The sequence below is a fragment of the Streptomyces sp. NBC_01428 genome, from assembly GCF_036231965.1.
Classification (GTDB): Bacteria; Actinomycetota; Actinomycetes; order Streptomycetales; family Streptomycetaceae; genus Streptomyces.
This window is the reverse complement of record NZ_CP109499.1, coordinates 176,169-201,660: the sequence shown is the minus strand read 5'-3', so window position 1 is coordinate 201,660 and position 25,492 is coordinate 176,169. Positions and strand designations below refer to the sequence as shown.

Below are 25,492 nucleotides of genomic sequence, written 5' to 3'. Positions count from 1 at the left end.
CGGATGCGCCCGGCCGGACCACCGGCCGGGCGCATCCGGGTCGCCTGCGCGCCCGAGCCCGTACCACCGCACCTCCCTGATCCGAACGAGCGGAGCTAGTTGATGAGACTGCACCTGACGGTGGGCGCCACCCGGCAGAGCACCCGTGGCCGCAACGCCACGATCGCCGCGTTCGTCGTCCTCGCCGCCATGGTGCCCGCCGGAGCCGTCGTCGCCGCCGACCAGACGGTCGACGTCACACTGCCCTACACGTGCACCCTGCCGTCCGGAGCGGTGGACGCGACCGTGCGCGTCTCCGCGTCGTTGCCCGACCGGGTCGACGTGGGACAGGCCATCCAGGCCTCCGACGTGGAGACCTCCGTCGAACTGTCCGAGGAAGCGGTGCACAAGCTCATCGACAAGGAGGCGACCACCGTCACGGCCGGCACCCGGCTCACGATCGACGTGGCGCAGGGCGACTCCACCGCACAAGCACTCTGGCGCGGCTCCGCGACCGCACAACCTGTCCCGTCGACAGGACCGTTGACGCTCAACACCACCGGGGACGTCCCCACCGTCACCGGACAGGACGACGGTGACCTGACCTTCACCGCCGGGGCTCTCAGCGTGGACCTGGCGCCGGCCGCGGCGACGCCCGAGACCGACCCCACGTCACTCACCCTGGACTGCACGCCCGGCAAGGACGCCACCGCGCAGCTGGGCACCGTCACCGTCGGCGCCGGCACGGGCAGCCCGGACGACTCACCGACCGCCTCGCCCTCCGCCTCCCCGTCCGGCACGCCGGGCCAGGAGGACGGGACGCCGGGTGGCGGCCAGGACAAGCGCGCCCCGAAGGTCGCGGGCCGGCCGTCCGTTCAGGCCGACGCCCGTCCGGCGGCACCACCGTGCAAGTACGACGCCGGCTACCCACTCGGTCCGATGTCCCTGAACAGCTACGTCGCCGGGTACTCCAACGTGCGCAAGCAGGACGCCGCTGCCCTCATCCCGCCGTTCTGCACCATGCTCGAACAAGGATCGCCCGAGTTCGAGCCGTACCCGGACTGGAGCGGTGGCGTCATCCGCCAGCACTCCACCGGCGACCTCTACAACAACGGCCGCAAGGAGAGCATGCCGTTCACGGCGACCTTGCTGACCTTCCGCTTCATGCCCGCCAAGGCGACCATGGTGCTGGAGCAGGCCGGACCCCTGACCGTCGACTCGCTCGGCGCCACCGACTTCGTGTTCACCAGCACCGACACCTACATCCGGGTGCCGCTCGTCCTGCGGGTGACCAAACTGGAGGTCGACGGCACACCGCTGAACGTCGGCCCCGCCTGCCGCACCAGCGGCTCGCTGAAGTCGCCCGAGCCCGACAGCGCCAAGTTCCCCGGAGACCACCTCGTCCTGCACGGGCGGGGAGAACAGAACTCCGGCGAGCCGGCGACCGGCTACCAACTGCTCTCCGGCGGACCCCTGACCGGCGAGGTCACCATCCCCGCCTTCCACGGCTGCAACAACGCGGGCGAGAACCTGGACCGCCTCTTCACCGCGGCCGTGTCCGGAACCGGCAACTACATCAAACAGATGCAGGGCCAGACCTGCTTCGCCGCCGCCGAGGTGCCCAACCCCGACGAATGCACCGAGGACCGCCAGCCTCTCAAGGTTCCCGTACCCGAACGCTGAAACGCACCCGAACCGTTCGACAGCCGCCACACCTCCCCTTCCGTCACGAAAGGCACCTCATGACCCGCCTGCGCTTTTCGGCCAGATCCGCCACCGTCGCCACCGCACTGACCACCGCCGTCGGCGCCTTCGCCTCGATGGGCACGGCCACCGCGGCCACCGCACAGCTGAACGGCGAGTGGGCCCCGTTCACCAGGTGTCCCGTCGACGCCCCGGCCATGGTCGCCGCCGACGGCCTGGAGCGGACCCCGCAGTGCGTGGCGTCCTCCTCCGCCAGCGGTTCGATCAAGCTGGGCAACACCACGGTGACCACGGGCCGCACCGACCTGCAGATAGGCGTCATCCAGAACTCCGACGGCAGCAGCACCGTGGTGGCCCCGTCCGGAGGCGCCCTCATCGCCGACTCCGCCACCGTGCCGGGCGGCCTGATCGGCCTGATGTGCCCGAGCAACGTGCCCGCGGTCACCGCGATCTGCAACCAGATCACCAACGCGAGCCTCAACAAGATCACGGCAACCGTGGAATCCGTCGGCACCCCCTCGAACTTCGACCAGAGCGCCGGCGCCCTCACCGACCTGCCCATCGTCTCCATTCCGGTCCGTATCCACCTGGAGAATCCCCTCCTGGGCAGCAAGTGCTACATCGGGTCCGCGTCCAAGCCGGTGGTGCTCCGCCCGAGCAACGTCAACTACCCCGACTTCGGACTCACCTTCTTCGACGGAGCCGGCAACCTGAACGACGAGGGCACCATGAGCCGCGTCAACCTCACGGGTGCCACACAGAAGGACAGCACCTTCGCGGTTCCGGGCGCCAGCGGCTGCGGACTCGGCCTGTTCGGCCTGATCGACGCCGCCGTGAACCTGAAGACGGGCCTGCCCTCCGCCGCCGGCAACAACAGCCTGACCCTCAACAGCGCCTCCACGTCCCTGGCCGGTCTCGGCGCCCCGGGCACCGCCGCACCGGACGCGGGCAAGGAGCTCTCCAAGAACTGGCACAGCGCCGTCAAGTAGAGGCCGCGAGGCGACTGTTCTCAGCCACCCCGGCAACGCACAGTCGCCTCGGCAGACCTATCTGTGCCCAAAGTGTGTACGCGCTGGAGAAGTTGAATTACTTTCAGGTGCCAAGGACGTCCTGCGTCCGACGTCCGGCCCGGACGCCGAGCCCGCTCGTTCGGCACCTCGGTGTCCGTGCCGGCGACCTCCCCTGGGCACAAGAAGAGCGAGGGATCACGGATGCCTTCACCCGCGCGTACACCGGAAGTCGGTGAGCCGCTCGATCCACTGCCCATCGGGTTCGCCGCTTTGATGAGACCGGAGTTACCCAGTCTCGTCAGGGAGATCCGGGCCGAGGTCACCCGTGCCTATCCCGTATACGGCCGCCTCCTCGACGGACCGGACGCGGACACCATCCGGCAAGGCGTCGAACAGGCCATCACCGCCTTCGTCGACCGCGTCGCCGAGCCCGACAAGCCCTCTACGCTCCGCGACACACTGCTGCGCCGGTTCGGTCGCGTGGAGGCGTACGAAGGGCGCGACCTGGAGTCCCTCCAGGGTGCCTACCGGCTGGGAGCCCGCATCGCTCTGCGGCGCGCGCAGTCGGTGGGCCGCCAGTACAGCCTCTCGCCCACCCTCATCCTCGCCTTCGCCGACGCCCTGTTCGCCTACGTGGAGGAGCTGGCCGAGGTCTCCCGCGAGGGCTACAGCGAGGTGCAGGCCCGCGGTACCTCCGAAGTAGCCATGCTGCGCAGGCAGTTGCTGCACCTCATACTGGGCGCACCCCCACTGCCCCAGCCGACGATCACGGACCTCTGCGAGGCCGCTGCGTGGCCCCTGCCCGCCGAGTGCACCCTGATCGCCCTCCGCTCAGCCGTACCCGACGGCATCGAGGCGGGCCTCGCCGACGACGTACTCACCGAACTCGACGCTCCCCACCCCCACCTCCTGGTTCCGGGGCCGCTGACCCCCGAACGGCAGAGCATGCTCGGCCGGGCACTCGACGGCACCCGCGCCGTCATCGGTCTGACGCTGCCGACGGCGCAGGCGGCCGACTCGCTGCGCTGGTCCCGGCGCGTCCTGCAGCTCATCGACGACGGAATCGTGCCCGACGCCCCCGTCGTCCGCTGCGAGGACCACCTCACGACCCTGTGGCTCCTGTCGGACCCGCCCCTGGTCCGGCAGGTGGCCGCCCGCGAACTGGCGCCCCTGGCGGGCCTGCCCGCCAGCCGGCGTGAACGGCTGGTGGAGACGCTCCGGGTGCACATCTCCACCCGCGCGCCGGCCGAACAGGTCGGCGACATGCTCGGGGTCCACGCCCAGACGGTCCGCTACCGTCTGCGCGGCCTCGACGCACGCCTCGGCGACCGCCTCACCGACCCGGACCACCGCTTCGCACTCGAAGCGGCCCTGCGCTCACTGCATCTGCAGGACGACACGGGGACGGGGTCGTGACCGTCTCCGCGCCGGGATGTCGCGGCGGCGACTGCTGATTCGCCGCGCACCGACCGCCCGGTAACCGGAAGCAAGGAACTGCAGATCGACGCCGACGGCGTCAAACAGAGTTCGGCCCGGCACAGGTGGCAGCAGATGCCGTAGAACCGTCATCGGCCACCGTGCGTTGGCGCCTGTAGTGGCGAGCCGCGCGAGCGCGGTTTCCGCAGGAGGGCTTGCACCACTCCTGCCGTCCGTGGCTCTTGACGAAATAGCGCACGCAGCGGGGCGCTGTGCAGGATCGCAACTGGGTGCGCTGCGGACCGGTGAGAAAGTCGATGGCGGCTCGGGCCAGGGCTGCGAGAAGCCGAACACGCGGATCGTTCTCCGCCGACAACACCCGCGCGCCAGGCGCTCCTTCGTCGGGCCACTCCAGCTGCGGGGCGACCGGTTCCCGCGCGGCAACCGCGTTGAGGTGGGCCTTTGCCCGGTCGGGACTCATCAGGCGATGCGCGTCCGCCGGGCTGGGGGGAGCGGGGCTCACCACACGGGCGAAGAGGGCCCGGACTGCCTGCCGCAGCTCGACGATTCCACGCCTGAGGTCTTCATCGGCCGTGAGTTGCCCTGCCGCGATGTGGCCGGCCAGCAGATCTCCCTGCTCCTGGATCCAGTGCGTCGTTCCCTGGAACGTGGCGAGGTCGTCGACGACGCCGCCGTCTCCGTCGTGGCGGATCGTGCTCGCCAGTTCCAGTGCCAGCCAACGCTCCACGAGATAGCCCTTCCACGTCGGTGCCAGGTGGTCGACCACTTGAACGTGTCCCGAGGCGCACTCTATGGTTCCTAACGGAAAACTGAAAACTTCCGTTAGAGATCGGAGCGGGTCGAGACGCCCGAACCGGCACAGGACGGCGGCTGAACCCGCCACTGGGGGAGACTGCGCATGACGCTGCTCGCGCACATCAGCGACCTGCACCTGGACGGCAGCGAGAGGGCGACTCGACGTGCCACTCGCGTCATGGACTACCTGCGAGCGCTGCCCCGTCCGGTCGACGCGCTGCTGGTCACCGGGGACATCGCCGATCACGGCGAGGAGGCCGAGTACGAGGAAGCCGCTCAGCTCCTGACCGGCCCCTTCCCCGTGCTCACCTGTCCCGGGAACCACGACGCGCGACCGGCCTACCGCAAGGGCCTGCTCGGAGAGGTGCCCGACCAGGGTCCGATCAATCAGGTCCACCACATCGGCGGCACCGCCGTCCTGATGTGCGACTCCACCATCCCGGGCCGCGACGAGGGACGCCTCGACGCCCAGACACTCGCCTGGATCGACACCACGCTCACCGCTCTGCCGCAGGACACCCCGGCGCTGATCGCCTTCCATCAGCCGCCGGTCGAACTCCACCACCCGCTGCCCGACTCCGGCATGCTCCAAGAGCCCGACCGCCTGGCGGACTTGCTCGACGCGCACCCGCGGGTCGTCGCGGTCCTCACGGGCCACGCCCACACCGCGGCGGCCTCGACCTTCGCCGCCCGTCCACTGATCGTCGGACCGGCCATCACCTGGACCCTGCGCATGCCCTGGGAGGGCGACCAGGCCGCGGACCGTGACCAGCCGCCCGGCCTCGCGTTCCACATCCTCGACGACGACCGGCGCCTCACCACCCACTACCGCGTCGTGCTCTGATCTTCCGCTCGCGCGCCACGGAGGCGTCGCGGTCCGTACCGTCGCCGAACGAGTCAGCCAGGAGCCGGGTGTCGTGCTGCGCGGAGAGGTGGCCGACCAGGAGGTCAACTCTCCATGCTGCGCAGTCCGTTTGATGGTCCAAAAGCATGGGCAGCGGGTTCCTTCACAAGGGAGGATGTTCACCATGACGAGCGAAGGCACCTCGATCGATGCCACCAAGCCCAGCATCGCGCGGGTGTACGACTACCTGCTGGGCGGCAAGGACAACTATGCCGTGGACCGGGAGATCGGCGATGTGTTCAAACGCGACCTCCCCGGATCGGTGGCGATCGCCTTCGCCAATCGTGCGGCCCTGACCCGGGCGGTCGCGGAGATCGCGACGACCACGGACATCACCCAGTTCATCGACCTGGGCAGTGGCCTGCCGACCGCCGACAACGTTCACCAGGTGGCGCAACGGCACGTTCCGGAATCCCGCGTCGTGTACGTCGACATAGACCCTCAAGTACTCGTCCACGGGCGCGCCCTGTTGGAGGAGAACGACCGGACCAGGGTCATCGAGGCTGACGTACGGGACCCCGGAGCCGTCTACGACCATCCCGAGACCCGGGCGCTGATCGACTTCGAACGCCCCGTGGCCGTCATGTTCAGCGCCGTCCTCCACCACGTCAACGACGAGGAGGACCCTGCTGGGATCGTTCGCTATTGGCGGGACCGCGTGCCCTCCGGAAGCTACTTCTTCGTCAGCCACTTCCGTTCCGGAGACAACCCGGAGACGGCCGAGGCGGAGAAGGTGCTGCAGAAGACGTTCGGCCGTGGCCGCTGGCGGACCGACGCGCAGATCGCGCACCTGCTGGACGGGCTGGAGATCCTCGACCCTGGAGTCGTCCCCGCCTCCCTGTGGCGCCCGCAAACCGCAGGCAAGGCGTGGAACGACAGCGGCGAAAGAGAACTCACCGTGTGGGAACAGCTCATCGCCGCGGGGATGGCTCGCAAGGCCTGACAGCACAACGGGCTGCTCTGGTCCCGCGCATCGGGGCCGGCCGCGTCCCCGGCCGCGGCCCTCGCCGGGCTCCTTGTCCGCGTCGTCGGCAGGCACGTTCGGCAGGGAGTCGGCGACGACCAGCTGTGATCAGTCTTCAGTCGTCGAGGTCCAGCGCTGTTCCGTACAGCCGCGACACCTTCAGCCGGATGACCACCCGGCGCTCGGCGACCAACTGCTCCAGGAACGTCCCCTCATCCTGTGGCCTCGCGCCCTCCGGAATCATCGCGAGCAGCTCACGCCCGATCGCGTCCCCCGGGGCCGCCGTGATCTCGGAGACCTCGGCCTCGCCCTCCGCCACGGCGAACGACCACACGTCGCCGCCCGGAACATGCAGGGCCGCGCGCGGGTCACGCCGGAGTTGCTTGACCTTGACGCGGTCGGCAGTGGTGGAGAAACGGACGATTCGCTCCACGGCGTCCCAGCTGTAGACCATGGTGGTCAGATGAGGATGGCCATTGCTCTTGTTGGTGGCGAGCGTGCCGAACCGCTGACTGCTCAGCAGTCGGGAGAGCGCGTCGTCCGACAGGGACCGAGGTGCTGGGCTTTGAGTCATGACGTGCTCAACTTGCTTGCCGGCGTGGTCATTCCACGCCCCTCAGCCGAGTCCCTGGCACCAACCGGCTCAAGGCGGGGACGACGCCACGCAGGTCGCCGCCGTCCACCGCGATGGTCGCCGCCGCCCGTGCTCCTGCCGACGCGTTGAACGCCACGCTCACGGCCACCGACGCGAACAGCGGCAGATCGGAGCGGCTGTCCCCGACTGCCCCGCACGAGCGCGCGGTCAACCCCAGCTCCCGGGCCTGTGCGAGGGCGAAATCCCGCTTGTCGTGCTCGTCGAAGTGGCTGGCGACGCGGCCCGTGAACCGATTGCCGATGGTCTCCAGCCGAGGTCCGCTGAACGCGTGGAAGCCGAACCGCTCGGCGAGATGGGCGCCGACAGGCAACCAGGCGAGCGTTGCCAGCACGGGCACCAGTCCGTTCCGCCGGCACCAGCCCACTGTCTCCGCGATGCCCGAGACCAGGGGAAGGTCGTCGAGCCGGCGGGAGACGTACTGCTCGGGCACACCCGCCCAGCCCTTGGCGTCCCGTTCGGAGACTTGTCGATTGTCCAGTTCACCCGATGCGTAGGACTCCTCGGCCGCGACCAGGTCGTCCCGATGGCCCAGGAATCCAGCCAGAAAGACCGACGAGCTCGTGCCGGGGACGAGGGTGCCATCGACGTCGAAGAACGCGACGCCCACGTGATCGGATGAGAGCACGGGCCAAGGATGCCACGCGTACCTTCCGATGTCGTCCGCCCGCCGGGAGGGGGCGACGGTCAATGAACCCGCCGACCCCTGACCACCCCGCGTCGCTGGAGTGGGTCTGCCTGCGGCTCCCCACCGTCGTGGGCGGACAGAGAAGCAGGAGCTCACCGACTCGACGTCGGGAGCCCCTGCTCACTTACCCGATGGTCAGCCCGCCTGCCGCTGTTCGCTCGCCGGGCGTCGAGTGAGAGGTTCGCGCAGGCCGAGGTGCTCGCGGAGGGTCGTACCGGTGTACTCGGTGCGGTAGACGCCGCGTTCCTGAAGCTCCGGGACGAGAAGGTCGACGATGTCGTCGAGGCCGTCCGGGATCAGGTACGGGGTGACGTTGAAGCCGTCGACGGCGCCGTTCCGGACGAAGCGGGTGAACCTGTCGGCGAGGCCGGACGGTGTGCCGACGTGGCCACGCTGCGGCCCGAGATGGATGACGGCCTCGCGCAGCGACCACCCCTGGGCCTCGGCCTTGGCCCGCCACTCGGACACGACCGACCGCGGATCGGCGATCCGACGGGAGCCGAAGGAGCCGTCGTTCTCGCTGACGACCGGGTCCTCCTTGGGAAGCGGTCCGTCGGCGTCACGGTCGGACAGGTCGAAACCCCAGAGCGCCCCGGCAATGCCCAACGCCGTGGTCGGAGTGACCTGTTGCAGTCGGATCCAGCGCTTCTTCTCCAGCGCCTCCGCTTCGGTGGCACCGATGATGATCTCGGTGCCGGGCAGGATGCGTACGTCGTCGTCGGGCCGCCCCACGGCTCGCAGCCGGCGGCGGATGTCCTCGGCGAAGGCCAGCGCGTCGTCGAAGTCGGTGCCGTGGGCGGAGAAGATGACGTCGGCGTTGCGAGCGGCGAAATCGCGCCCCTCGCCCGAGTCGCCGGCCTGGAAGATGACGGGGTGCCCCTGAACGCTGCGCGGCAGGGTCGGCGCCAGATCGACGTCGAACTGCGCACCCTGGTGGCGTACCCGGTGCACGGCGGACGGCGCCGACCAGGCGGGCGCACCGGTGGACCCGGCGATCGCCCCGTCCTGCCAGCCGTCCCAGAGCGCGCGGGCCACGGTGAGGAACTCCTCGGCGCGCCGGTACCGGTCGGCGTGGTCGAGGTAGCCGCCGCGCCGGAAGTTGGCGCCGGTCCAGGCGTTGTCCGTGGTCACCACGTTCCAGCCGGCGCGGCCTTCGGAGAGCAGGTCGAGTCCGGACAGGCGGCGGGCGAGATCGGCGGGTTCGTTGAAGGTGGAGTTGGAGGTGCTCACTAGGCCGATGTGCCGGGTCACGGCGGCGAGGGCGGCAAGTTGGGTGATCGCGTCAGGCCGTCCGGCCACGTCGAGGTCGTGGATGCGGCCGTCGACCTCACGCAGCCGCAGTCCCTCGCCGAGGAAGAACGCGTCGAACAGGCCCCGTTCGGCGGTCCGGGCGACGCGGCGGAAGGAGGCGGGGTCGATCTGCGAGCCGCTGTCGGGCGCCGACCAGATCGTCCAGTGGTTGACGCCCTGGAAGAAGACCCCGAAGTGGAGTTGTGCGTCCGGGCGGGGGACGTCGAGCGGATCGGTGCGGGTCATCGGGCTTCTTCCTGGACGGCCGCGGCGGCGAAGCGGTTGGCGGGACGTTCCAGACCCAGGGTCGTGCGCAGGGACGTACCCGGCAGGCGCCGGGTGACGAGGTGCCGGTCGCTGAGTGCGGGCAGGACGCGTTGCGAGAGGACGGGGAGGTCCTCGTCGATCACCAGGGGGTGCAGACGCACGCCATCGACGACGGTGCTCAACTCGGCCAGCAGAAGCACCAGTTGTTCGGCCGAGCCGGTGAGCCGCAGTCGTCCGTGATCCGTCCACGACGCGTAGCGCTCCAGGTCGGCGACGCGCTCCGCGCCGGTGGCGTCCGGTGTGTCCAGCGCCACCTCGACCTCGGCGAGGACAAGGGGGGTCCCGGCGGAAGCGGCGGCGCCGGCGACCGTCGCGAGGTCGCGGCCGGTCACGAGAGCGACGTCGAGTTGTGCGGCGGGAACCGAGTCGGGCCGGCCGAGGACGACGAGTTGCCCCTGGGGCGGGCGCGGCACGATGGCCGGCCCCTTCACCGCGTACGACTCCCCGGTGAAGTCGATGTAGTGGAGCCGCTCGCGGTCGAGGTAGCGGCTGGTGGCCACGGACCGGATGACCGCGTCGTCCTCCCACGAGTCCCACAGGGCGCGGGCGACCCGCACTCCGTCACGGGATTCCCGGGCGCGCGCGGCCGGACCGGACACCTCCGGCCGCCCCCAGGTCCGGGCCGCCTCGGGGCGGTCCTCTTCTGCCACTACCCAGCCGGCCCGGCCCTCGGAGATGTGGTCCAGAGACGCCAACTGGCTGGACACGTGGAAGGGTTCGGCGTAGGTGACAGCGACCACGGGTGCGATGCCGATCGTGGTCGTGGACGCCGCGACGAACGCGGCCCGCTCCACGGCGCCGATCCGGCCCACCGGGTTCGGTGAGGCACCGGGCGGCAGCGGGCCGTCGTCCAGGGTGACCAGGGTGAACCCGGCGTTCTCGGCCACGGTGGCGGTGCCGGCCAGGCGGCGTGGGGTGAGGAGTTGGTCGGGGGAGTGGGCGGCGCGGCGCCAGGCCGCGGGATGGGCGCCGTCGCCGTCGAGTTCGACGGCGAGGTGCAGGGCGGAGCCGGACATGGGTGATCCTTCCGAGTACACGTGAGCAGGCGGCCGCCCGGGCAGGGCGAGGCGGCGGAGGGCAATCAGACGTGTACGGAAGGACAGACTGCGGAGGAGGTGCGGCAGTAGTCGACGTGCCGTCGGGTGATCAGCCGCGTACCCGTGCAGGCACCGTGGGGCGCCGCGCAAGGTACGTGCATCGAGGGCCTCCACCCGTTCGGAACGTGCGAGCTCACCGTACGTCGTGCGCTGATACGGATGTCAAGAGCGCCGGTGGGGGCCCGGGGCATCCGTAGCGCAGCGAACGGGCCGTCGCCGTGGCCCTGGGGTGAGCCGAGCCCGGCGGGATCTGCCTCCGGACGCTGCCGCACCTGGTGGCGACAGGGCCCGCGCGTGGCGGAACGCCCCTTGCGGGGCTATCACCCCGGTCGGCGGGCGCTCAGGCCAGGGTCTGGCGGAGGTCCGCACGCGGGACCGTGTTGTGGCTTGGTGTGCGGCGCCGGCGAATTGACGCAGGTGCTGGTCGCCGACGCGGGTTGGCGTCGCTAGCTGCGCGCGGACGGCAGGGGGTCGAGGAGTCGTCGCGGCGTGTTGAGTACGGCGGACACCGGATCGGTCGTGTCGCGCTCCGGTTCGAAGCCGGGGCCGGGTTCGATGCGTGTCTCGGGGACCGGGACGGTGGCACCGCACTCCTCGCACCGCCCCTCCCCGTCAAGGAGGCCGCCGTCCTGGTCGTGACGGAGGGCGCGCTTCACTCCCGCGGGGGAGTAGAACGTGTCCCCCCAGGCCATCAGGGAGCGCACGACCGGCCACAGCTCGATGCCCTTGGGCGTCAGCCGGTATTCGACGGTTCCGGAGCCGTCGTCGTCCCGCACCAGCACGCCCTCCCTGACCAGGAGTTTCAGCCGGCTGGTCAGCACGGCCCGCGGCAGCCCGAGCTGGGTCGCGAAATCGCCGAACCGCCGAACCCCGTAGAAGGCGTCACGGAGGACGAGGAGCGTCCATCGTTCGCCGATCACCTCCAGGGAGCGCGCCAGCGAGCAATTGCGGTCCGGGTAGGTGCTGGGGAGCGTCATGCGGAGATTCTACCTCCAGCAGTTCACTCACTGAACTATCTGGTGTTACGGTGGGCTAGTTCAGTGAATGAACTGCCAGGGAAGCGACTGCCACGGAAGGGCATCTCATGTACCAGTTCCTCGTCTCCTTCACCGTTCGGCCGGAACACCGTGACGACTTCGTCCGCGTGGCGAAGAAGACAGCGCGCGACTCCCTCGCCCATGAACCCGGGTCCCAGCGGTTCGAGGTCATCGCCGACGAGCAGAGCCCGGACGTCTTCTACCTGAACGAGGTCTACTCCGACGTGGACGCGTTCAACGCCCACGCCACCGGCCCCTACTTCGCCGCCTTCTTCGCTGAGGCCCGGACCTATGCCGAGGGGCCGACGTGGCTCATGAAGGGCACCGTCGTCGGTGATCCCGTCGCAGCCTGAACTCCTTCGGCGGTCGACGCGCGCACCCCGCCGCGACTCGGGTGGTCGCGGCCGACGGCCGTACGATCCGGCGTGGCCCACCCTCGGTGCGGCTGCACTCTTGTCCGGAGGCGTCCGGTCGGGACTCATCGTGACCGGACCGAGGGAGTCCCTTCGGTTGCGGGGCCAGGACCGGCCGGGCGCTCGCGCGCCGCACGTCGGCCTCCCGAGGTGAGACACCAGCCGAGGAGGGCGCCCACGACGTACCAGAACAGGTCCGGCGGGTTGAACGTCGCTCCGAGGAGAGGGTGCAGGGCGGTCGGGATCCCCGCGATCTGCCACAGCTCCACGGCCCAGCTGAAGCCCAGCGCCGCCCCGGCCGCGACGGCCGGTTGCAGCCGGGGCGCCGCCAGGACCACGACGGCACACACCAGCACCGTGTAGAGCGCGTCTCCCGCGTACTTCGCGAACGCACCGCCCGTCTGCGACCTGATGCCGAGGCCTGCCGCGACGGTCACCACCGCCACTCCGACAGCCCGCCATCGCCTGCTCGTCACCTGCACCTCCACGATTCGCCCCGAGTCCGCCAACCTAACGGAACCGGGTGACGATCCGGTGCCCGTCGTCGAGTCCCTCGATCACCGGAACCTGTCGGCCCAAGTGCAGGAGCAGGCGCGGACGTTGACGGGTGCAGGAGTTCGCCGGGCGTCCATGATCACGTCGCGTGCCGGACCGTCGCGTACGGGTCGCGACCCGTTGCCGCGAGGAGGCGGGCCAGGGGAGGGGCGTCTTCGGGTACGTCGACCACGCTGTCGAACATCCCCATGGAACGGGCCGTGTCGCCCAATTCGACGACCGAGGCGTCCAGTTCGGAAACGACAGGCGCGAGCCCGGCGTCGTCCGGGTACTGCTGTCCGGTCGCCCGGGCCAAGTCCCAGGCGTGGACCGTCACATCGAGCAACGCCATCGACCCGACGAGCCGGGCCGGCATGTTCATCCCACCGGTCAGGCCGTCCTCTGCGCCCGGTTGCGCCCACGCCGCGGCCAACGCGTGGGCCTCGGTCGCGAACAGCTCCCGCCAGTCGGGCCCCGAGCCCACCCGGTCCGGCGTCTTGGTGAAGTCCGACTCGCCCTTCGCGGCCAGCTTCCGGAACTCCACCATGACGTGGAGCAGATGGTTGAGCAGCCCCTTCACGTCGTACTCCGGACACGGGGTGGGACGGTCGAGGTCGGCGTCCGACAGGGCGACGACCACCGGCACGGCCCGAGACACCGAGATGTCCAGGAGCTCACCAAGACTGTCCACATTCTTGTTCTCGTCCATGCTCCGACCGTACGGACGACACGCCAGGGCCGTCTTGAACAAACGCGCCAGCCGTCACCTGGCCCCCGTACGATCCCGGCATGTCCGCCCATGACGAGCAGCCTCGGGACACCCGGGGAATCGTCGATCCCTCCGCGCTGCTCACCCGCGTACGGTTCCGCCGGTACGAACCCGCCGCGCCCCTGCGTCCGTACGTGGAGACGTACTGGTTCATCGACTGGGACCTGCCCGCGCCGTATGCCTCGCACGTCCTCCCGCACCCTTCCGTGAATCTCACCTTCCAGTGGGAGGAGGACGAGGGGCCGCCCTACGGGGAGCTGACCGGGGTCAGCGCCCCTGGCCTCTACACCCGCAAGCTGCACGGGCGCGGCCGGGTCTGCGGGGTGAAGTTCTGGCCGGGTGCCTTCCGCCCCTTCGCCCCGGACGTGCCGGTCGCCGCATGGACGGGCAAGGTGTCGCCGTACGAGGACGTGTTCCCGCAGGCCCCGGACCCGGCCGCCATCCTCGACCACGCCGACGACCGCGACCGCGTCGCCGCACTGGACGCCTGTCTCCTCGCGCTCGCCCCGGCCGCTCCCGATCCTCAGGCCGAACTGGCCCGCCGGCTCGTCGCCCGCATCCGCGACCCCCGCGACGGCGTCCGCCGGGTCGCCGACCTCGCCCGCGAAGAGGGCTTGTCCGTGCGCTCGCTGCAACGCCTGTTCGCCGAGTACGTCGGCGTCAGCCCCAAGTGGTGCGTACTGCGCTACCGCATCCACGAGGCCGTGGAGACGGCCGGCCGTCAGGACGACGTCGACTGGCCCGCTCTCGCCGCCGAACTGGGCTACTCCGACCAGGCCCATCTCGTACGGGACTTCCACGCGACGGTCGGCGTCCCGCCGACGGCGTACCCCAGCGGCTAGGGGGCGCTGTCATCGATGACGGGCGTGCGACTTCGGCACCTCATGGTCGAAGCGGGGCGCGGGCGCAGGTCCGCCGCCGCTGTCCCCCCGACTGCGGTCGGCGACATCGCGCACCGCTCCGTCCCCCTTGCTCCGGCCGATCAGGGGTACGCGGGTCTGGCCGGATGCATCGCGCAACTCGGTCGGGAGGCCGCTGTTCCACCGGACGGTGGCCACCAGGCCCGGCGAGTCCGCCGCGCACGCACGATGCACTTGCTGCAGGCTCGCCCGTGGGCCCCGCAGCCGGCCACTCGCCCGCAACAGCCGTACCGAGCAGGGAGAACAGCATGACCGCCGAGCACGACGTCGTCGAGATGATCCTCAAGGACCACCGCCGCATGGAAGACCTCCTCCGTCGGATGCGGAGCGTGGAAGCGGACCGCGCCAAGGCGCTCGAACAGTTCTCGGCCCTGCTCATCGCCCACGGGGAGGCCGAGGAGTCCCAGGTGTACGGCGCACTCAAGCGGTTCAAGGAGGTCGACGACGAAGAGGTCGAGCACGGCGCCGAGGAACATCACGAGGGGAACGCGGCACTGCTGGCGCTCCTGGAGGTGTCCGAGGTCGGCTCCGACACCTGGGACACCCGCCTCGAAGCGCTGGCGAAGGCGGTTTCGCACCACCTCGACGAGGAGGAGCGGACCATCCTCAACGGCGCCCGGGAGAACGTCCCCGACGAGCGTCGGGCGGAGCTCGGCACGGCCTTTCTCCAGGAGCGCGAGAAGCAGTTGGCGGCGGACTGCGGCAGCGTCGACTCCGTACGTGCCATCGTGAAGGGCTGACCGACCCGGATCCGCCGGGCCGTCGGCCCCCGCACGCCGACGGCCCAGCCCGCAGCCGCGCCGGTGGGGATCCTCGGTGTTCAGCGCCTTCCGGTCCGGCTGCGATGGGCGATGAGGTGGTGGGCCGGAACGACCGCGATCCACGTCAGCATCGCGACGTCGGTGTCGTAGAAGGCCACCGCGATCGACACCGCGAAGACGATCATGCTCGACACGAGCTGCGCCGTGAACACGCGACGCGCGGCGGACGCGGGTGCCTCCGATGACACATGTGCCTGACGCCGGGTGAGCAGCAGCACCGTGACGTGCACGGCCTCCACGGCCGCGATGGTGCCGGCGTAGAGTGCGATGGTCTGCGGGTGTGACGCGTACTCGGCGAGCAGCGTGGTCGGGTAGGGCAGTACCGCGGCCAGCCCGAGCCCGAGGAGGGTGAGCCGCGTGACCAGAGGAGACACGGTCGGCAGCGGGGCGAGAATGCGTCGCTGGTCACGCCAGAACCCGGCCAGCACGGCGAAGCTCAGAGCGGCGGCACCCAGGTTGGGCCATGACGACCGCAGCGCCTCCTGGAAAGCCGCGCCCGTGAGGTGCGGCGGGATACGCAGATCCAGGACGAGCAGGGTCATGGCGATGGCATAGATGCCGTCGGACAGCGTCACCAGCCGTTCCGTGTCGGCCCGGGACGTTGCCTCGGCAGCGCTCGCATCCGTCATGGGCTCACGGTACGACCAGGACGGATCATGGCTGCCGCGCCGCTCCCGGAAGGCCGAGCAGGTGGGCGGTCGGCAGCTCTGCGCCGTCGCCGCGTCCGTAGCTGTCAGACGGTGGTGCGGCGGTGGCGCTGGTAGTGACGGGCGGAGCGCGCGCGGTTGCCGCAGCCCGCCGAGCACCATTCCCTGCGGGGGTGGTTCTTCATGAAGTACAGGACGCATCCTGGGCCCGGACAGGCACGCAGTTGGTGACGGGTGTCCTGGCCGAAGAGTGCGACGGCCTCGTCGGCGAGGGCGGAGACGGCTGCCGCCGCGCCCTCGCCCTCGGCCCGGAGGTGCCGGGAGGGCTCCTGGCCCGGGGTCCAGGACAGTGCGGACCAGTGAGGCGTGTCACCGGCGGCCCGGTTGAGGCGGGCGACAGCTTCCTGCAGCTCGCCGGGCCCTGTGCCGGCCGTCGTACGCGCGTCCTCGGTGGCCTCCGCGGCCAGGCGACGCAGAGCGTCACGAAGATCGCTCAGTCGGCCGCCGAGCTGTTCAAGGGCGGACGAAGGGAGTGCGGCGACCTCGTCCGGCGTCAGCAGTTCCGTTCGCGGAGCGACGGCCTGCAGCCACGCCCTGGTACCGACGGCGTCGATCAGCGCGTCGTGCACCCCGTCCCGATCGGCCCAGATCGTGTTCATCAGTTCCACGGGGAGCGGCTCGCCCAGGAGGGGTGCGCTGGTGTCCATGGGATCGAGAGTATCGCGATTCTAACGGTTGAGGGAGGCATCATCCGTTGACATGGGGGAGGTCGCGTGTCATGGTTGTTCTAATGGTTGAAGGTGTATCTAAGCGTCAGAAGCGATCGGCGAACGCGGGCGCGCAGGTCCTGGCGGGCTGATGGCTCCCGACCGGCGGGCATGCGTGGTCGTTCCACCGGACACCCGTAGACCGGCGCCCGTATGCGGAAGGGAAGAACGATGACCGTCCCGGCGGACAAGCCCGCGGCAGGCTTCCACGAAGGCGAACTGGCCGTGCAGCATCGGGCGGGCGTGACGAGGGACGCGTCCCGACTCTCGGGCATGCTGGCCCCCGCACGACTCGGCGGCGGAATCGCCCGGTTCCTGGAGGACCGGACCTTCGCCGCGATCACCGCACGCGACGAGCACGGCACGCTGTGGATCTCTCCGCTCACGGGTTCGGCCGGGTTCCTCGACGTCACGTCGCCGACCACTCTGGACGTGCGGGCCCTGCCCGTCGAGGGCGATCCGCTGAGACACCTCCCCGCGGGACAGCCGGTCGGCGTGATCGTGGTCGAGTTCGCCACCCGTCGGCGCCTGCGCATCAACGGTGAGATGTCCGGCAAGGGCAGCAACGGCCTGCGCATCGACGTGGAGCAGGCGTACGGCAACTGTCCCCAGTACATCCAGCGCAGGCACCTCCATGCCGCCGACCTCCCGACCGCCGGTACGGAACCGGTCCGGCACGCCGACGCTCTGGCCCCGGACGATGCCGACCTCATCGGTCGGTCCGACACCCTCCTGGTCGGCACGACGCATCCCACGCGCGGCAACGACGCCTCGCACCGCGGCGGGGACCCAGGATTCGTGCGCGTCCAGGACGGGCAGCTGTGGTGGCCCGACTACTCGGGCAACAACATGTTCAACACGCTCGGCAACATCGAAGCCAACCCCGAAACCGCCTTGCTCTTCTGCGACTTCACCACCGGCCGCACCCTGCATCTGTCCGGCCGGGCCTGCGTGGAATGGACCGACCCAGGTGCCCCCGGCGACGACGACCACACCGGCCGCCGCGTGCGGTTCAGCCCGCAGCACGTGGTCGCCGGACGCCTCCTCCCGGTGCGCGCCGACTCCGTCGCCGCGGCCCCCGACAATCCGCCGCTGTCCGGCCGGGTGGCACCGCTGCGATGAACGGCGAGTGAGCGCTGGGCAGGTCGCCGGTACGGGAGTCCCGGCGGGCGTGATCGTGCCTTGAACCGGGGCTGAAGTGGCGTGACCGTGTCCTGAGCCGGGGCCGAATCGCGTGCCTCCCGCAGCTTCAGACGCGTCACGGCCTTGGACACCGCATCGGCACGCAGGTGGTCAGAACAACTCCGGCTGCTCGACGACCTGGGCTCGACGACGCTCGGTCGCACGAGCGTGCGGGGCGGGCCTCTCGTCACCGAACAGCGGTGCCGTACCGCACTCGTCGGGCACGGCCGGGACGACGGCCGGACCGGGGTCGCCCTGGCGCAGCGGCGCGTCCCGGTCGAACTCGTCCGGGGTCATCCGCGTCCAGTCGCGCGCCTGCTGCTCACTCACTCGTCGTCTCCCACCATTGCTTCCGACATCTGCCCCCTCGTGCTGTTCCCATTCCCGGCGGCCGCTCGCACCTACCAGTGCCTTCGCAGGAGATCGTGAACGCACGACAGGGGGCCCATGTGGGTACCGCGCGGTCCGGAAGATGAGTACGGCAGCTCATGCCCCGGCCGTGACGAGCGCCGACGATGAAGCTCTCCATCGTCGAGACCGGGAGCCTGCTCGTGCTCAGCCGTGCCGCCCATGCCCTGATCCCCGCCGTCGGACGGCTGTCCGTGACCTGCGCCCCCGGCGCGGAGTTCAGGCCGGGCAGCATCATCGCCGCGAACCACAGCTCCCTCGCCGACCCCGCCATCGTGATCGCCGCTCTGCACCGGCTCGGCGTCTCGCCGGTCGTCATGGCCACCGCGGGGCTCTGGCGCATCCCACTGCTCGGCCGAGCCCTCACCCGCGAGGGGCACATCCCCGTGCACCGGCGCGACCGGCGAGCCGCTGATGCGCTCGACCTCGCGGCAGAGGCGCTGCGGCAGGGGCGACTCGTCCTCATCTACGCCGAAGGCCGCCTGCCTCGCCGTAAGGACGCCGCGGATGCCGCGCCCGGACAGTTCCGTAGCGGCCTGGCCCGTCTCGCCGAGCTCACCGGAGCCCCCGTCGTGCCCGTGGGCCAGGCCGGTGCCCGCCGGGTCACCTCCGGCAGCATGATCAAGCAGATCGCAGGCCTTGCCACAGCGCCCCTGCGCCGCCCCGACCTGCACGTCCACGTGGGTGCCCCCATCGTTCTGTCCGGGGACAGCACCGTCCGTACCGCTCGGGCTCGCGCGGCGGTCACCAGCGCGTGGAGGACGGCGGCGGCACACGTCGGTGACCCCGCCGCGCTCGCCGCATAGATCGGGCCGAACCGAGCGTGTTCGCGGATGAGCGGCGTCTCCCGTCGCACCGACGGGGGCGTCGGGAACATCGATGCCGCCCACGGTGCTGATTCCATCAGCGGAGGAAGGCGGAGATCGTGCACGGTGAGTACAAGGTTCCCGGCGGCAAGCTGGTCGTCGTGGATGTGGATGTCGACGAGCCCGGTGGCGTCCTGCGGAACACGCGGGTGGCCGGAGACTTCTTCCTCGAGCCGGACGAGGCGCTCGACGCGGTGAACCACGCCCTGGACGGGGCGCCCGTCGACACCGACGCCGCCGGCCTGACCACGAGGATCGAAGCGTCCCTTCCCGAGGGCACCGTGATGTACGGGCTCACTGCGGAGGGCATCGCCGTCGCGGTGCGGCGCGCGCTGGCGCACGCCACCGACTGGACCGACTACGCATGGCAGCTGATCCACGAGGGACCCCAGGCCCCCGCCCTGCACATGGCCCTGGACGAGGTCCTGACCGCCGAGGTCGCCGCGGGGCGCCGGCCGCCGACCCTCAGGGTGTGGGAGTGGGCGGACCCGGCGGTGATCATCGGCAGCTTCCAGTCCCTGCGCAACGAGGTCGACCCCGAGGGCGCCCAACGACATGGCATCGACGTGGTGCGCCGGATCTCGGGGGGCGGGGCGATGTTCGTGGAGCCGGGCAACACGATCACCTACTCGCTCTCGGTACCCGAGGCGCTGGTTCAGGGACTGTCCTTCCAGGACAGCTACGCCTATCTCGACGACTGGGTCCTCGGTGCGCTCGGCGACATGGGCATCACCGCCTGGTATCAGCCGCTCAACGACATCGCCACCGACCAGGGAAAGATCGCGGGAGCCGCACAGAAACGGATCGTAGGACCGGACGGCGGCCCCGGCGCCGTACTGCACCACGTGACCATGGCCTACGACATCGACGCCGACAAGATGCTCGATGTGCTGCGCATCGGTCGGGAGAAGCTGTCCGACAAAGGCACGAGAAGCGCGAAGAAGCGTGTCGACCCCCTTCGCCGGCAGACCGGCCTCGCACGCGAGGCCGTCATCGAGCGGATGATCGACTCCTTCCGCCTCCGGTACGGACTCGCCGACGGAAAGGTGACCGACGAGGAACTGGCCCGCGCGCAGGAACTGGCGCGTACGAAGTTCACCTCGCCGGACTGGACCGCGCGCGTGCCCTGACGAAGGGCTGTGGCCGTGGCCATGGTGCCGCGGAGTTTCCCCTCCGAAGCCCTCGCGCTCGCCGGTCAGGCCCCTTCTTGCTCGCGGGTCAGACCTCCTCCGGCTCCGGAAGGGGCGCCACCTCAGCGAGTTGTTCGCGCAGGTAGTTCCAGATCACCGCGACGAGTGCCGCCGCAGGTACGGCGAGCAGGCTGCCCACCACACCGGCCAGGGCTCCGCCGAGGGTCACCGCCAACAACACGACGGCGGCGTGCAGACCCAGTCCGCGGCTCTGGATCATCGGCTGGAAGACGTTCCCCTCCAACTGCTGCACCACGAGGATGATCGCCAGCACGATCAGGGCGTCGGTCAGGCCGTTCGACACCAGGGCGATGAGGACCGCGACGAAACCGGCGAACACCGCGCCCACGATCGGGACGAACGCGGTCACGAAAGTCAGCACGGCCAAGGGAAGCACCAGCGGCACCCCCAGAATCCACAGGCCGGCGCCGATGAGTACGGCGTCCAGCAGGCCGACGAGCGCCTGGGAGCGAACGAACGAGCTCAGCGTGTCCCAGCCGCGCTCCGCGACCGTCGGAATGTCCGTGGCCAGGCGCCCGGGAAGCTGACGGGTCAGCCAGGGAAGGAACCGCGGCCCGTCCTTGAGGAAGAAGAACATCAGGAAGAGGGCCAGAACGGCAGTCACCAGACCGTTCAGAACCGTGCTCACCCCCGTGACCAGAGCGGTGACGACGCTGCCCACGCTGTTCTGGATCCGGGTGACCGTGGCATCCGAGGCCTTCGAGATCTGGTCGTCACCGATGTTCAGCGGCGGACCTGAAGCCCACTCCCGCACCTTGTGGATGCCCTGCACCACCCCGTCGGTCAGCTCTCCCGTCTGAGACGCCACCGGCACCGCGATCAGCGCCACGACCCCCAGAGCGACGACCAGGAACATCACGGTCACGGCCGAGGCGGCCAACGCGGGCGGCCAACCGCGCCGACGCAGGAACCGAGCGAAGGGCCACGTCAGCGTGGTCAGGAACAAGGCCACGATCAACGGCCAGACCACGGACCACATTTGCCCCACGACCCACAGAGCCACCCAAACCATCACGAGGATCAGCAGCAGTTCGACCGAAAGACGTGCGGACGTCCGCAAGGCGGCACGGGTTCTCGTGGAGCTCAATGGGGCAGTCATGGCATCACCCTATGGGCGCACCGGCCATGGTCCGTCAGCCCGTCCTCCGGAGGGGAACGGGGGAGCCTGCCGTCCCGGGAGCGGCCTGCCCGGATTCAGTCGGTCTCGGACGGTTCCTCGACCGACTCGTTGACCATCCGCGTCGTCCTGTGGCCCGCGGGCAAGTCGGTGAACACGCAGTCCCAGCGGTCGCCCAGCTCCTTCAGCGCCTCGGCCGGCGGACTGCCGCCCGTCGCCGCGTTCAGATCCGCCATCTCGGCAAAGAAGCCGTCCAGCGCGGGGGAGGTGATGAACAGGAACCGGACCTCGGCGTCACTGACGTTGTACGGCCGATGCTCCATCCCCCGAGGTACCACCGCGTAGTCGCCGGGACCCAGCGTGAGAGTCCGGTCTCCGACATCCAGGGTCAGTTCGCCGTCGAGGACACGGAAGGCCTCCTCGTGCTCTCGGTGAACGTGCGGTGGCGGCCCCGGCGCTCCCGCGGCATGCGCGTACTCGATGAGCGAGTAGGCGCCGCCCGTCGCCGTACCGTCGATCTTCACGGCCATCGGAGCACCGGTCGGACCGCGGAACAGCCGGCCCTGTCCCGCCGCGATCACCATCGGATCACTCACGTCGCCACCCCTGCCCATGTGGTTCGCCGTACGTACGCATGCTTCCCCCCGCCATCGTCCCGCCGCTTCCCGTCACGCGCATGACGGGCGCCGTGACGGCTCTGGGCCGCCTGTCCGCGGCCGGAGTGGAGCGGCCTCCCTGACGGGCTTCCTGAGGAGAGGGCTCCGCGCCGTGCGCCAAGGCCACTCGCGGAAGGCGAAGGAACTGGCCGCCGCGATCGCGAAGCGCACGACCACGTGGAGGTCCCGGCTGGACGACCTGTGCCCGGCGTGACCCGTGGCGCCGGGCGGCACCACGGCGACGAAATCCTAGGAGAGAGAAGGCGAGGGACCGCGTCACTGCTCCGGCAGTCGAGTCGACTGCGCGCACAGGTCCGCGCGGCTGGCCGCACCCGTCTTGTTCATCAGACTGGCGATGTGTTTCTCGACCGTGCGGGGTGAGATGAACAGGCGCTCGGCGATGTCCTTGTTGCTCAGCCGGTCGGCGAGGAGCCGGAACGCCTCGTACTCGCGCACGGTGACGCCGAGGGCCCGCAGTTGTTCGGGGATGCCGTCCGTGCCGCTGCGGTGCTGATGCACAGGGGCGCCGATCCGCCGCAGGGCGGCCCGGCAGGCGTTCGTGACGGCCGGGACCCCCTGCTCGTGGAAGTGGTGTTCGGCCCGCCGGAGCCAGGCGACCGGCTCGCCCCACCCGTCCTCGTGCGCCGCGTCCGCGACCAGCCGCAGGCCCAGGTGCAGGGCGGCCGGATACGCGGCGGCGTCACGCAGCGCCGTGTCGATGCGCTCACTCGCCCGCTCTCCCTGCCCCTCCCGGCCGAGCAGCACGGCATCCGCGAGCGTGACGAACTGGCGGTTCCACCGCATCTGTCCGACCGCCGTGGTGGCGACCTCCTCGTGCCGGGCGCGGTCCGCGTCCCCGGCCAGCACGTCCAGCAGCACCCCCACCCCGTGCGTGCCGCTGAGGTGGTAGGTGCTCGGATTGTGGCGTTCCAACGCCGACACCGTCCCCAGCTCCTCCCGGGCCAGATCCCGGTCCTCCTCCATCAGTGCGCAGAACGCGCGGGCCATGCCCAGCGTGAGGGGCTCCTCCTGCGAACCCGCCCCCTCCCATTCCGCGAACGAGTCGAGGGCCTCCTCCATCGCCCGCCTGTCGCCGCGGTGCGCCTCCAGCGACGCCAGTGACATCAGGAGATACCGGACGGCCGGGGCGAGTCTGAGTCTGCGGACGATCGCCAGGCACTCGACGGCGGCCTCCCGCGTCCCCTCGCGCGCGCCCCGCATCACCCCGTCCAGGACGAGAATGCCGTCCACGGTGTGCACGATGTTGATCGAGCCCAGCCGCAGTGCCTCCTCGCGGGCGGACAACAGGCCGGCGGTGTCGCCCTCCGCCAGCCAGTCGTTGCCGCCGATACGGGTCGCGGCGTACATCCGCCGCAGCGGGAGCTGGTGCCGCTCGGCCGTGGACAGGGCCTTGTGGAGCATGGCCCGGGACTCCTGCGGGTCCCGCTCACGGGCCACGGTCGCCAGCAGTTCCCAGGCCTGGCAGGCGACCGCGGGCAGCGCGTAGCGCTCGGCGGCGTCGGCCGCCGAGCGCGCGAGTCTCTCCGCCTGCTGGGTGCGGTCGGTGCCGGGGGTGTCCAGCGCGAGGTAGGCGGCGGTGACGTCGACGGACGCCGCCGCCGCGCCGTCCGGGCACGTTCCGAGCACCTCGCGGGCCCGGTCGATCTGCTGGTTCCCGTCGTTCCAGCGTCCCGCCGTGTGGGCCACCTTGGCCAGCCGGGTGTGCAGGATCGCCAGACGCGACGCTCCCAGCCCGGCGCTGTCCAGGGCGTGCAGGTGCTCGACCAGGTCGAAGGCCCGGTCGAAGTCGCCGGACTCGGCCAGCGCGGGCAGCAGTGGTTCCAGCGCGCTCGCTCTCTCCTGCGGGTCACCGGCCCGCGCCAGCAGGGTTTCGGCCCGGCTGAGCAGGGTGACCGCCGAACCGAGGGCGCCGGCCGCCAGGGCCCGCCGCCCCGCCTCCGCGAACAGTCTTCCGGCCGCCGCGTCCTCGCCGGCCTCGGACCGCAGGCCGGCGGCGAGCGCGCACCACTCGCCGGGCAGTTGCGGGTGAAGTTTCTCCACCGCCTCCGCGCCCTGACGGGCCAGTTCCGCCCGCTGGCTGGGCGTCAGCTGGGTGAAGAGCGCCTCCACGGTGGGGGAATGGCGAAAGGCGTACCAGTCCGGGGCGGGCTCGTCCGGGACCACCAGGCGAGCGGCGACGCCGGCCTGGAGATGGCTGAGCAGCGCTCTGTCGTCGACTCCCGTCATCTGCTGGAGCACGGTCAGCGGGAACCGCCTGCCCAGCACGGCCGCCGCGGACAGCAGCGTCAGGCCCTCCGTGCCCAACCGGTCGATGCGGCGCAGGATTCCCCGCGCGAGTGCGGAGGAGACGTCGCCCCGCGGATCACCGACCGTTCGCCAGCCGTCCGGTCCCTGCACCAGGGTGCCGGCACCGATCATCGACTGAAGTAACTCCTCGACAAGGTACGGGCTGCCCGCGCTGCCCTCCCATAACCGCTCGAGCACCGCGGCCGGCACGTCCTCCGGGGAGGTGCCCAACTGGCCCGCCACCAGGTCGAGGACCTGGGGGCGGGTCAGCGGCGACAGTTCGAGGACCGAGGCCGTGCCGCGCCGGCGGGCCGACTGGGCGAGGTCCAGGGCGTCGCTGAAGTCGGTGCGGACCGTGGCGAGCAGCAGGACCGGGCTGTACTCCAGGTTGTCCACGAGATATTCGAGGACGCCCAGCGTCTCGGGGTCGGCGTCGTGCAGATCCTCCAGCACCAGGAGCCGGCCCCGGCCGTGGTCGGTGGCCATGAGCAGGCGCAGGACGGCCTCACCCAGGATCACCATGGAACTGCTGTCGCCCGCGCCGGTGTTCCAGTCGGGTATCAGTCGTCCGAGCACCGGTCTGTACGGCCCCAGGGGCAGGTCGTCCAGCGATTCACCGGTGCGGAACAGCGCCATCAGCGCCTCGGTCAGCGGCCGGAACGGAACCGCCGGGCCGGTGGTGCTGCTGCGTCCCCGCAGCACACCCATCCCGGCCCCGACCGCGCTGCCCACGACCTCGGCCGCCAGCCGGGACTTGCCGACCCCGGCTTCGCCCACCAGGAACACCACACCGCCGCGCCCCTGCTGAGCTTCGGACAAGGCGCGTCCGAGCAGCCCCAGTTGGGCATCCCGGCCGACAAGAGAAGATGCTTGGAGGCGCATGACCTCCAAGCATAATCAGATTATCCGGAATCGTGGTGTGGCGATCGGCCTTCCGTTCCGGTCCGCCCCGCTGTTCCGCCCGGCAGGCCCGCCTGCCCGCCGGGCGGC

25 protein-coding genes are annotated in these 25,492 nt (G+C 70.6%); 11 read left to right on the top strand and 14 right to left on the bottom strand.

Translation table 11 applies throughout. The features are described from left to right. Window positions 1–102: 102 nt before the first annotated feature. From OG406_RS00610 to OG406_RS00600, 3 genes are all read left to right on the top strand, one after another. On the top strand, window positions 103–1,662 hold the full coding sequence (locus OG406_RS00610) for a DUF6801 domain-containing protein (protein ID WP_329183178.1): 1,560 nt from the start codon (window positions 103–105) through the stop codon (window positions 1,660–1,662). A 59-nt stretch (window positions 1,663–1,721) separates the two neighbouring features. Next, window positions 1,722–2,672 (top strand): hypothetical protein, encoded by a 951-nt coding sequence (locus OG406_RS00605; protein ID WP_164374385.1) that lies wholly within the window; start codon window positions 1,722–1,724, stop codon window positions 2,670–2,672. A gap of 222 nt (window positions 2,673–2,894) precedes the next feature. Continuing rightward, window positions 2,895–4,109, top strand: a complete 1,215-nt coding sequence (locus tag OG406_RS00600; RefSeq protein WP_327407531.1) for a helix-turn-helix domain-containing protein — start codon at window positions 2,895–2,897, stop codon at window positions 4,107–4,109. 100 nt (window positions 4,110–4,209) lie between these two features. Here the strand turns inward: OG406_RS00600 and OG406_RS00595 are convergent, their stop codons facing one another. Beyond that, window positions 4,210–4,857, bottom strand: coding sequence for a CGNR zinc finger domain-containing protein (locus tag OG406_RS00595; RefSeq protein WP_329190589.1), 648 nt, complete (start codon window positions 4,855–4,857; stop codon window positions 4,210–4,212). 171 nt (window positions 4,858–5,028) lie between these two features. On the opposite strand from OG406_RS00595, the gene OG406_RS00590 reads away from it, so the two are divergent. Further along, window positions 5,029–5,769 (top strand): metallophosphoesterase, encoded by a 741-nt coding sequence (locus OG406_RS00590; RefSeq protein WP_164374379.1) that lies wholly within the window; start codon window positions 5,029–5,031, stop codon window positions 5,767–5,769. 184 nt (window positions 5,770–5,953) lie between these two features. After that, window positions 5,954–6,772, top strand: coding sequence for an SAM-dependent methyltransferase (locus OG406_RS00585; protein WP_266849841.1), 819 nt, complete (start codon window positions 5,954–5,956; stop codon window positions 6,770–6,772). A gap of 136 nt (window positions 6,773–6,908) precedes the next feature. Here the strand turns inward: OG406_RS00585 and OG406_RS00580 are convergent, their stop codons facing one another. From OG406_RS00580 to OG406_RS00560, 5 genes are all read right to left on the bottom strand, one after another. After that, entirely contained in the window at window positions 6,909–7,367 is a 459-nt protein-coding gene (locus OG406_RS00580; protein WP_329183168.1) for a PPOX class F420-dependent oxidoreductase, read from the bottom strand. A gap of 28 nt (window positions 7,368–7,395) precedes the next feature. Continuing rightward, entirely contained in the window at window positions 7,396–8,073 is a 678-nt protein-coding gene (locus OG406_RS00575) for an HAD family hydrolase (RefSeq protein WP_267049963.1), read from the bottom strand. Between the two features lie 195 nt (window positions 8,074–8,268). Beyond that, entirely contained in the window at window positions 8,269–9,669 is a 1,401-nt protein-coding gene (locus OG406_RS00570; RefSeq protein ID WP_267049964.1) for an NtaA/DmoA family FMN-dependent monooxygenase, read from the bottom strand. Continuing rightward, entirely contained in the window at window positions 9,666–10,766 is a 1,101-nt protein-coding gene (locus OG406_RS00565; protein WP_329183165.1) for an LLM class flavin-dependent oxidoreductase, read from the bottom strand. Before OG406_RS00565 ends, OG406_RS00570 begins: the two co-directional genes overlap by 4 nt. Before the next feature lie 527 nt (window positions 10,767–11,293). Then, window positions 11,294–11,824, bottom strand: coding sequence for a winged helix-turn-helix transcriptional regulator (locus tag OG406_RS00560; RefSeq protein ID WP_267049966.1), 531 nt, complete (start codon window positions 11,822–11,824; stop codon window positions 11,294–11,296). A 107-nt stretch (window positions 11,825–11,931) separates the two neighbouring features. On the opposite strand from OG406_RS00560, the gene OG406_RS00555 reads away from it, so the two are divergent. Further along, the gene (locus tag OG406_RS00555) at window positions 11,932–12,237 is read left to right on the top strand and encodes a putative quinol monooxygenase (RefSeq protein ID WP_267049967.1); all 306 of its coding nucleotides are present in this window, start codon (window positions 11,932–11,934) and stop codon (window positions 12,235–12,237) included. A 125-nt stretch (window positions 12,238–12,362) separates the two neighbouring features. Here the strand turns inward: OG406_RS00555 and OG406_RS00550 are convergent, their stop codons facing one another. Together OG406_RS00550 and OG406_RS00545 are read right to left on the bottom strand one after the other, a co-directional pair. Next, a complete protein-coding gene (locus tag OG406_RS00550; protein ID WP_329183164.1) occupies window positions 12,363–12,773 on the bottom strand; it encodes a ribosomal maturation YjgA family protein in 411 nt (136 codons plus the stop codon). Between the two features lie 158 nt (window positions 12,774–12,931). After that, window positions 12,932–13,540, bottom strand: coding sequence for a TIGR03086 family metal-binding protein (locus tag OG406_RS00545; protein ID WP_203661266.1), 609 nt, complete (start codon window positions 13,538–13,540; stop codon window positions 12,932–12,934). Window positions 13,541–13,620: 80 nt separating this feature from the next. Here OG406_RS00545 and OG406_RS00540 point away from each other — a divergent pair, with 80 nt between their 5' ends. Together OG406_RS00540 and OG406_RS00535 are read left to right on the top strand one after the other, a co-directional pair. Further along, complete coding sequence (locus tag OG406_RS00540; RefSeq protein ID WP_267049970.1) at window positions 13,621–14,442, top strand: helix-turn-helix domain-containing protein; 822 nt, start codon at window positions 13,621–13,623, stop codon at window positions 14,440–14,442. A 326-nt stretch (window positions 14,443–14,768) separates the two neighbouring features. Further along, window positions 14,769–15,260: a hemerythrin domain-containing protein gene (locus OG406_RS00535; RefSeq protein WP_164374373.1), complete on the top strand. Its 492-nt coding sequence runs from the start codon at window positions 14,769–14,771 to the stop codon at window positions 15,258–15,260. Between the two features lie 80 nt (window positions 15,261–15,340). Here OG406_RS00535 and OG406_RS00530 read toward each other — a convergent pair whose 3' ends face one another. Both OG406_RS00530 and OG406_RS00525 read right to left on the bottom strand, forming a co-directional pair. Further along, window positions 15,341–15,970 (bottom strand): TMEM175 family protein, encoded by a 630-nt coding sequence (locus tag OG406_RS00530; RefSeq protein WP_267049971.1) that lies wholly within the window; start codon window positions 15,968–15,970, stop codon window positions 15,341–15,343. A gap of 104 nt (window positions 15,971–16,074) precedes the next feature. After that, window positions 16,075–16,695 carry a CGNR zinc finger domain-containing protein gene (locus OG406_RS00525; RefSeq protein WP_267049972.1) on the bottom strand — a complete coding sequence of 207 codons (621 nt, stop codon included), beginning with the start codon at window positions 16,693–16,695 and terminating at the stop codon, window positions 16,075–16,077. Window positions 16,696–16,926: 231 nt separating this feature from the next. On the opposite strand from OG406_RS00525, the gene OG406_RS00520 reads away from it, so the two are divergent. Further along, window positions 16,927–17,877 (top strand): pyridoxamine 5'-phosphate oxidase family protein, encoded by a 951-nt coding sequence (locus OG406_RS00520; protein ID WP_329183157.1) that lies wholly within the window; start codon window positions 16,927–16,929, stop codon window positions 17,875–17,877. A 171-nt stretch (window positions 17,878–18,048) separates the two neighbouring features. Here the strand turns inward: OG406_RS00520 and OG406_RS00515 are convergent, their stop codons facing one another. Then, window positions 18,049–18,267: a hypothetical protein gene (locus tag OG406_RS00515; protein ID WP_267049974.1), complete on the bottom strand. Its 219-nt coding sequence runs from the start codon at window positions 18,265–18,267 to the stop codon at window positions 18,049–18,051. Between the two features lie 221 nt (window positions 18,268–18,488). Between OG406_RS00515 and OG406_RS00510 the strand changes: the two genes are divergently transcribed. Both OG406_RS00510 and OG406_RS00505 read left to right on the top strand, forming a co-directional pair. Then, complete coding sequence (locus tag OG406_RS00510; protein WP_267050110.1) at window positions 18,489–19,151, top strand: lysophospholipid acyltransferase family protein; 663 nt, start codon at window positions 18,489–18,491, stop codon at window positions 19,149–19,151. Between the two features lie 119 nt (window positions 19,152–19,270). Continuing rightward, entirely contained in the window at window positions 19,271–20,341 is a 1,071-nt protein-coding gene (locus OG406_RS00505; RefSeq protein WP_329183155.1) for a lipoate--protein ligase family protein, read from the top strand. Window positions 20,342–20,429: 88 nt separating this feature from the next. Here the strand turns inward: OG406_RS00505 and OG406_RS00500 are convergent, their stop codons facing one another. From OG406_RS00500 to OG406_RS00490, 3 genes are all read right to left on the bottom strand, one after another. Beyond that, the gene (locus tag OG406_RS00500) at window positions 20,430–21,521 is read right to left on the bottom strand and encodes an AI-2E family transporter (RefSeq protein WP_329183153.1); all 1,092 of its coding nucleotides are present in this window, start codon (window positions 21,519–21,521) and stop codon (window positions 20,430–20,432) included. A 95-nt stretch (window positions 21,522–21,616) separates the two neighbouring features. Further along, the gene (locus tag OG406_RS00495) at window positions 21,617–22,135 is read right to left on the bottom strand and encodes a cupin domain-containing protein (RefSeq protein ID WP_164374366.1); all 519 of its coding nucleotides are present in this window, start codon (window positions 22,133–22,135) and stop codon (window positions 21,617–21,619) included. Window positions 22,136–22,471: 336 nt separating this feature from the next. Next, on the bottom strand, window positions 22,472–25,384 hold the full coding sequence (locus tag OG406_RS00490; protein WP_329183151.1) for a helix-turn-helix transcriptional regulator: 2,913 nt from the start codon (window positions 25,382–25,384) through the stop codon (window positions 22,472–22,474). Window positions 25,385–25,492 lie beyond the last annotated feature (108 nt).

Excerpts from the sequence above, each read along its gene's own strand:
- OG406_RS00535 (WP_164374373.1), top strand. The coding sequence starts at position 14,769 with ATGACCGCCGAGCACGACGTCGTCGAGATGATCCTCAAGGACCACCGC.
- OG406_RS00490 (WP_329183151.1), bottom strand. The coding sequence starts at position 25,384 with ATGCGCCTCCAAGCATCTTCTCTTGTCGGCCGGGATGCCCAACTGGGG.
- OG406_RS00520 (WP_329183157.1), top strand. The coding sequence starts at position 16,927 with ATGACCGTCCCGGCGGACAAGCCCGCGGCAGGCTTCCACGAAGGCGAA.
- OG406_RS00500 (WP_329183153.1), bottom strand. The coding sequence starts at position 21,521 with ATGACTGCCCCATTGAGCTCCACGAGAACCCGTGCCGCCTTGCGGACG.
- OG406_RS00610 (WP_329183178.1), top strand. The coding sequence starts at position 103 with ATGAGACTGCACCTGACGGTGGGCGCCACCCGGCAGAGCACCCGTGGC.
- OG406_RS00530 (WP_267049971.1), bottom strand. The coding sequence starts at position 15,970 with ATGACGGATGCGAGCGCTGCCGAGGCAACGTCCCGGGCCGACACGGAA.
- OG406_RS00600 (WP_327407531.1), top strand. The coding sequence starts at position 2,895 with ATGCCTTCACCCGCGCGTACACCGGAAGTCGGTGAGCCGCTCGATCCA.
- OG406_RS00605 (WP_164374385.1), top strand. The coding sequence starts at position 1,722 with ATGACCCGCCTGCGCTTTTCGGCCAGATCCGCCACCGTCGCCACCGCA.
- OG406_RS00580 (WP_329183168.1), bottom strand. The coding sequence starts at position 7,367 with ATGACTCAAAGCCCAGCACCTCGGTCCCTGTCGGACGACGCGCTCTCC.
- OG406_RS00590 (WP_164374379.1), top strand. The coding sequence starts at position 5,029 with ATGACGCTGCTCGCGCACATCAGCGACCTGCACCTGGACGGCAGCGAG.
- OG406_RS00540 (WP_267049970.1), top strand. The coding sequence starts at position 13,621 with ATGTCCGCCCATGACGAGCAGCCTCGGGACACCCGGGGAATCGTCGAT.
- OG406_RS00585 (WP_266849841.1), top strand. The coding sequence starts at position 5,954 with ATGACGAGCGAAGGCACCTCGATCGATGCCACCAAGCCCAGCATCGCG.
- OG406_RS00525 (WP_267049972.1), bottom strand. The coding sequence starts at position 16,695 with ATGGACACCAGCGCACCCCTCCTGGGCGAGCCGCTCCCCGTGGAACTG.
- OG406_RS00570 (WP_267049964.1), bottom strand. The coding sequence starts at position 9,669 with ATGACCCGCACCGATCCGCTCGACGTCCCCCGCCCGGACGCACAACTC.
- OG406_RS00555 (WP_267049967.1), top strand. The coding sequence starts at position 11,932 with ATGTACCAGTTCCTCGTCTCCTTCACCGTTCGGCCGGAACACCGTGAC.
- OG406_RS00565 (WP_329183165.1), bottom strand. The coding sequence starts at position 10,766 with ATGTCCGGCTCCGCCCTGCACCTCGCCGTCGAACTCGACGGCGACGGC.
- OG406_RS00545 (WP_203661266.1), bottom strand. The coding sequence starts at position 13,540 with ATGGACGAGAACAAGAATGTGGACAGTCTTGGTGAGCTCCTGGACATC.
- OG406_RS00560 (WP_267049966.1), bottom strand. The coding sequence starts at position 11,824 with ATGACGCTCCCCAGCACCTACCCGGACCGCAATTGCTCGCTGGCGCGC.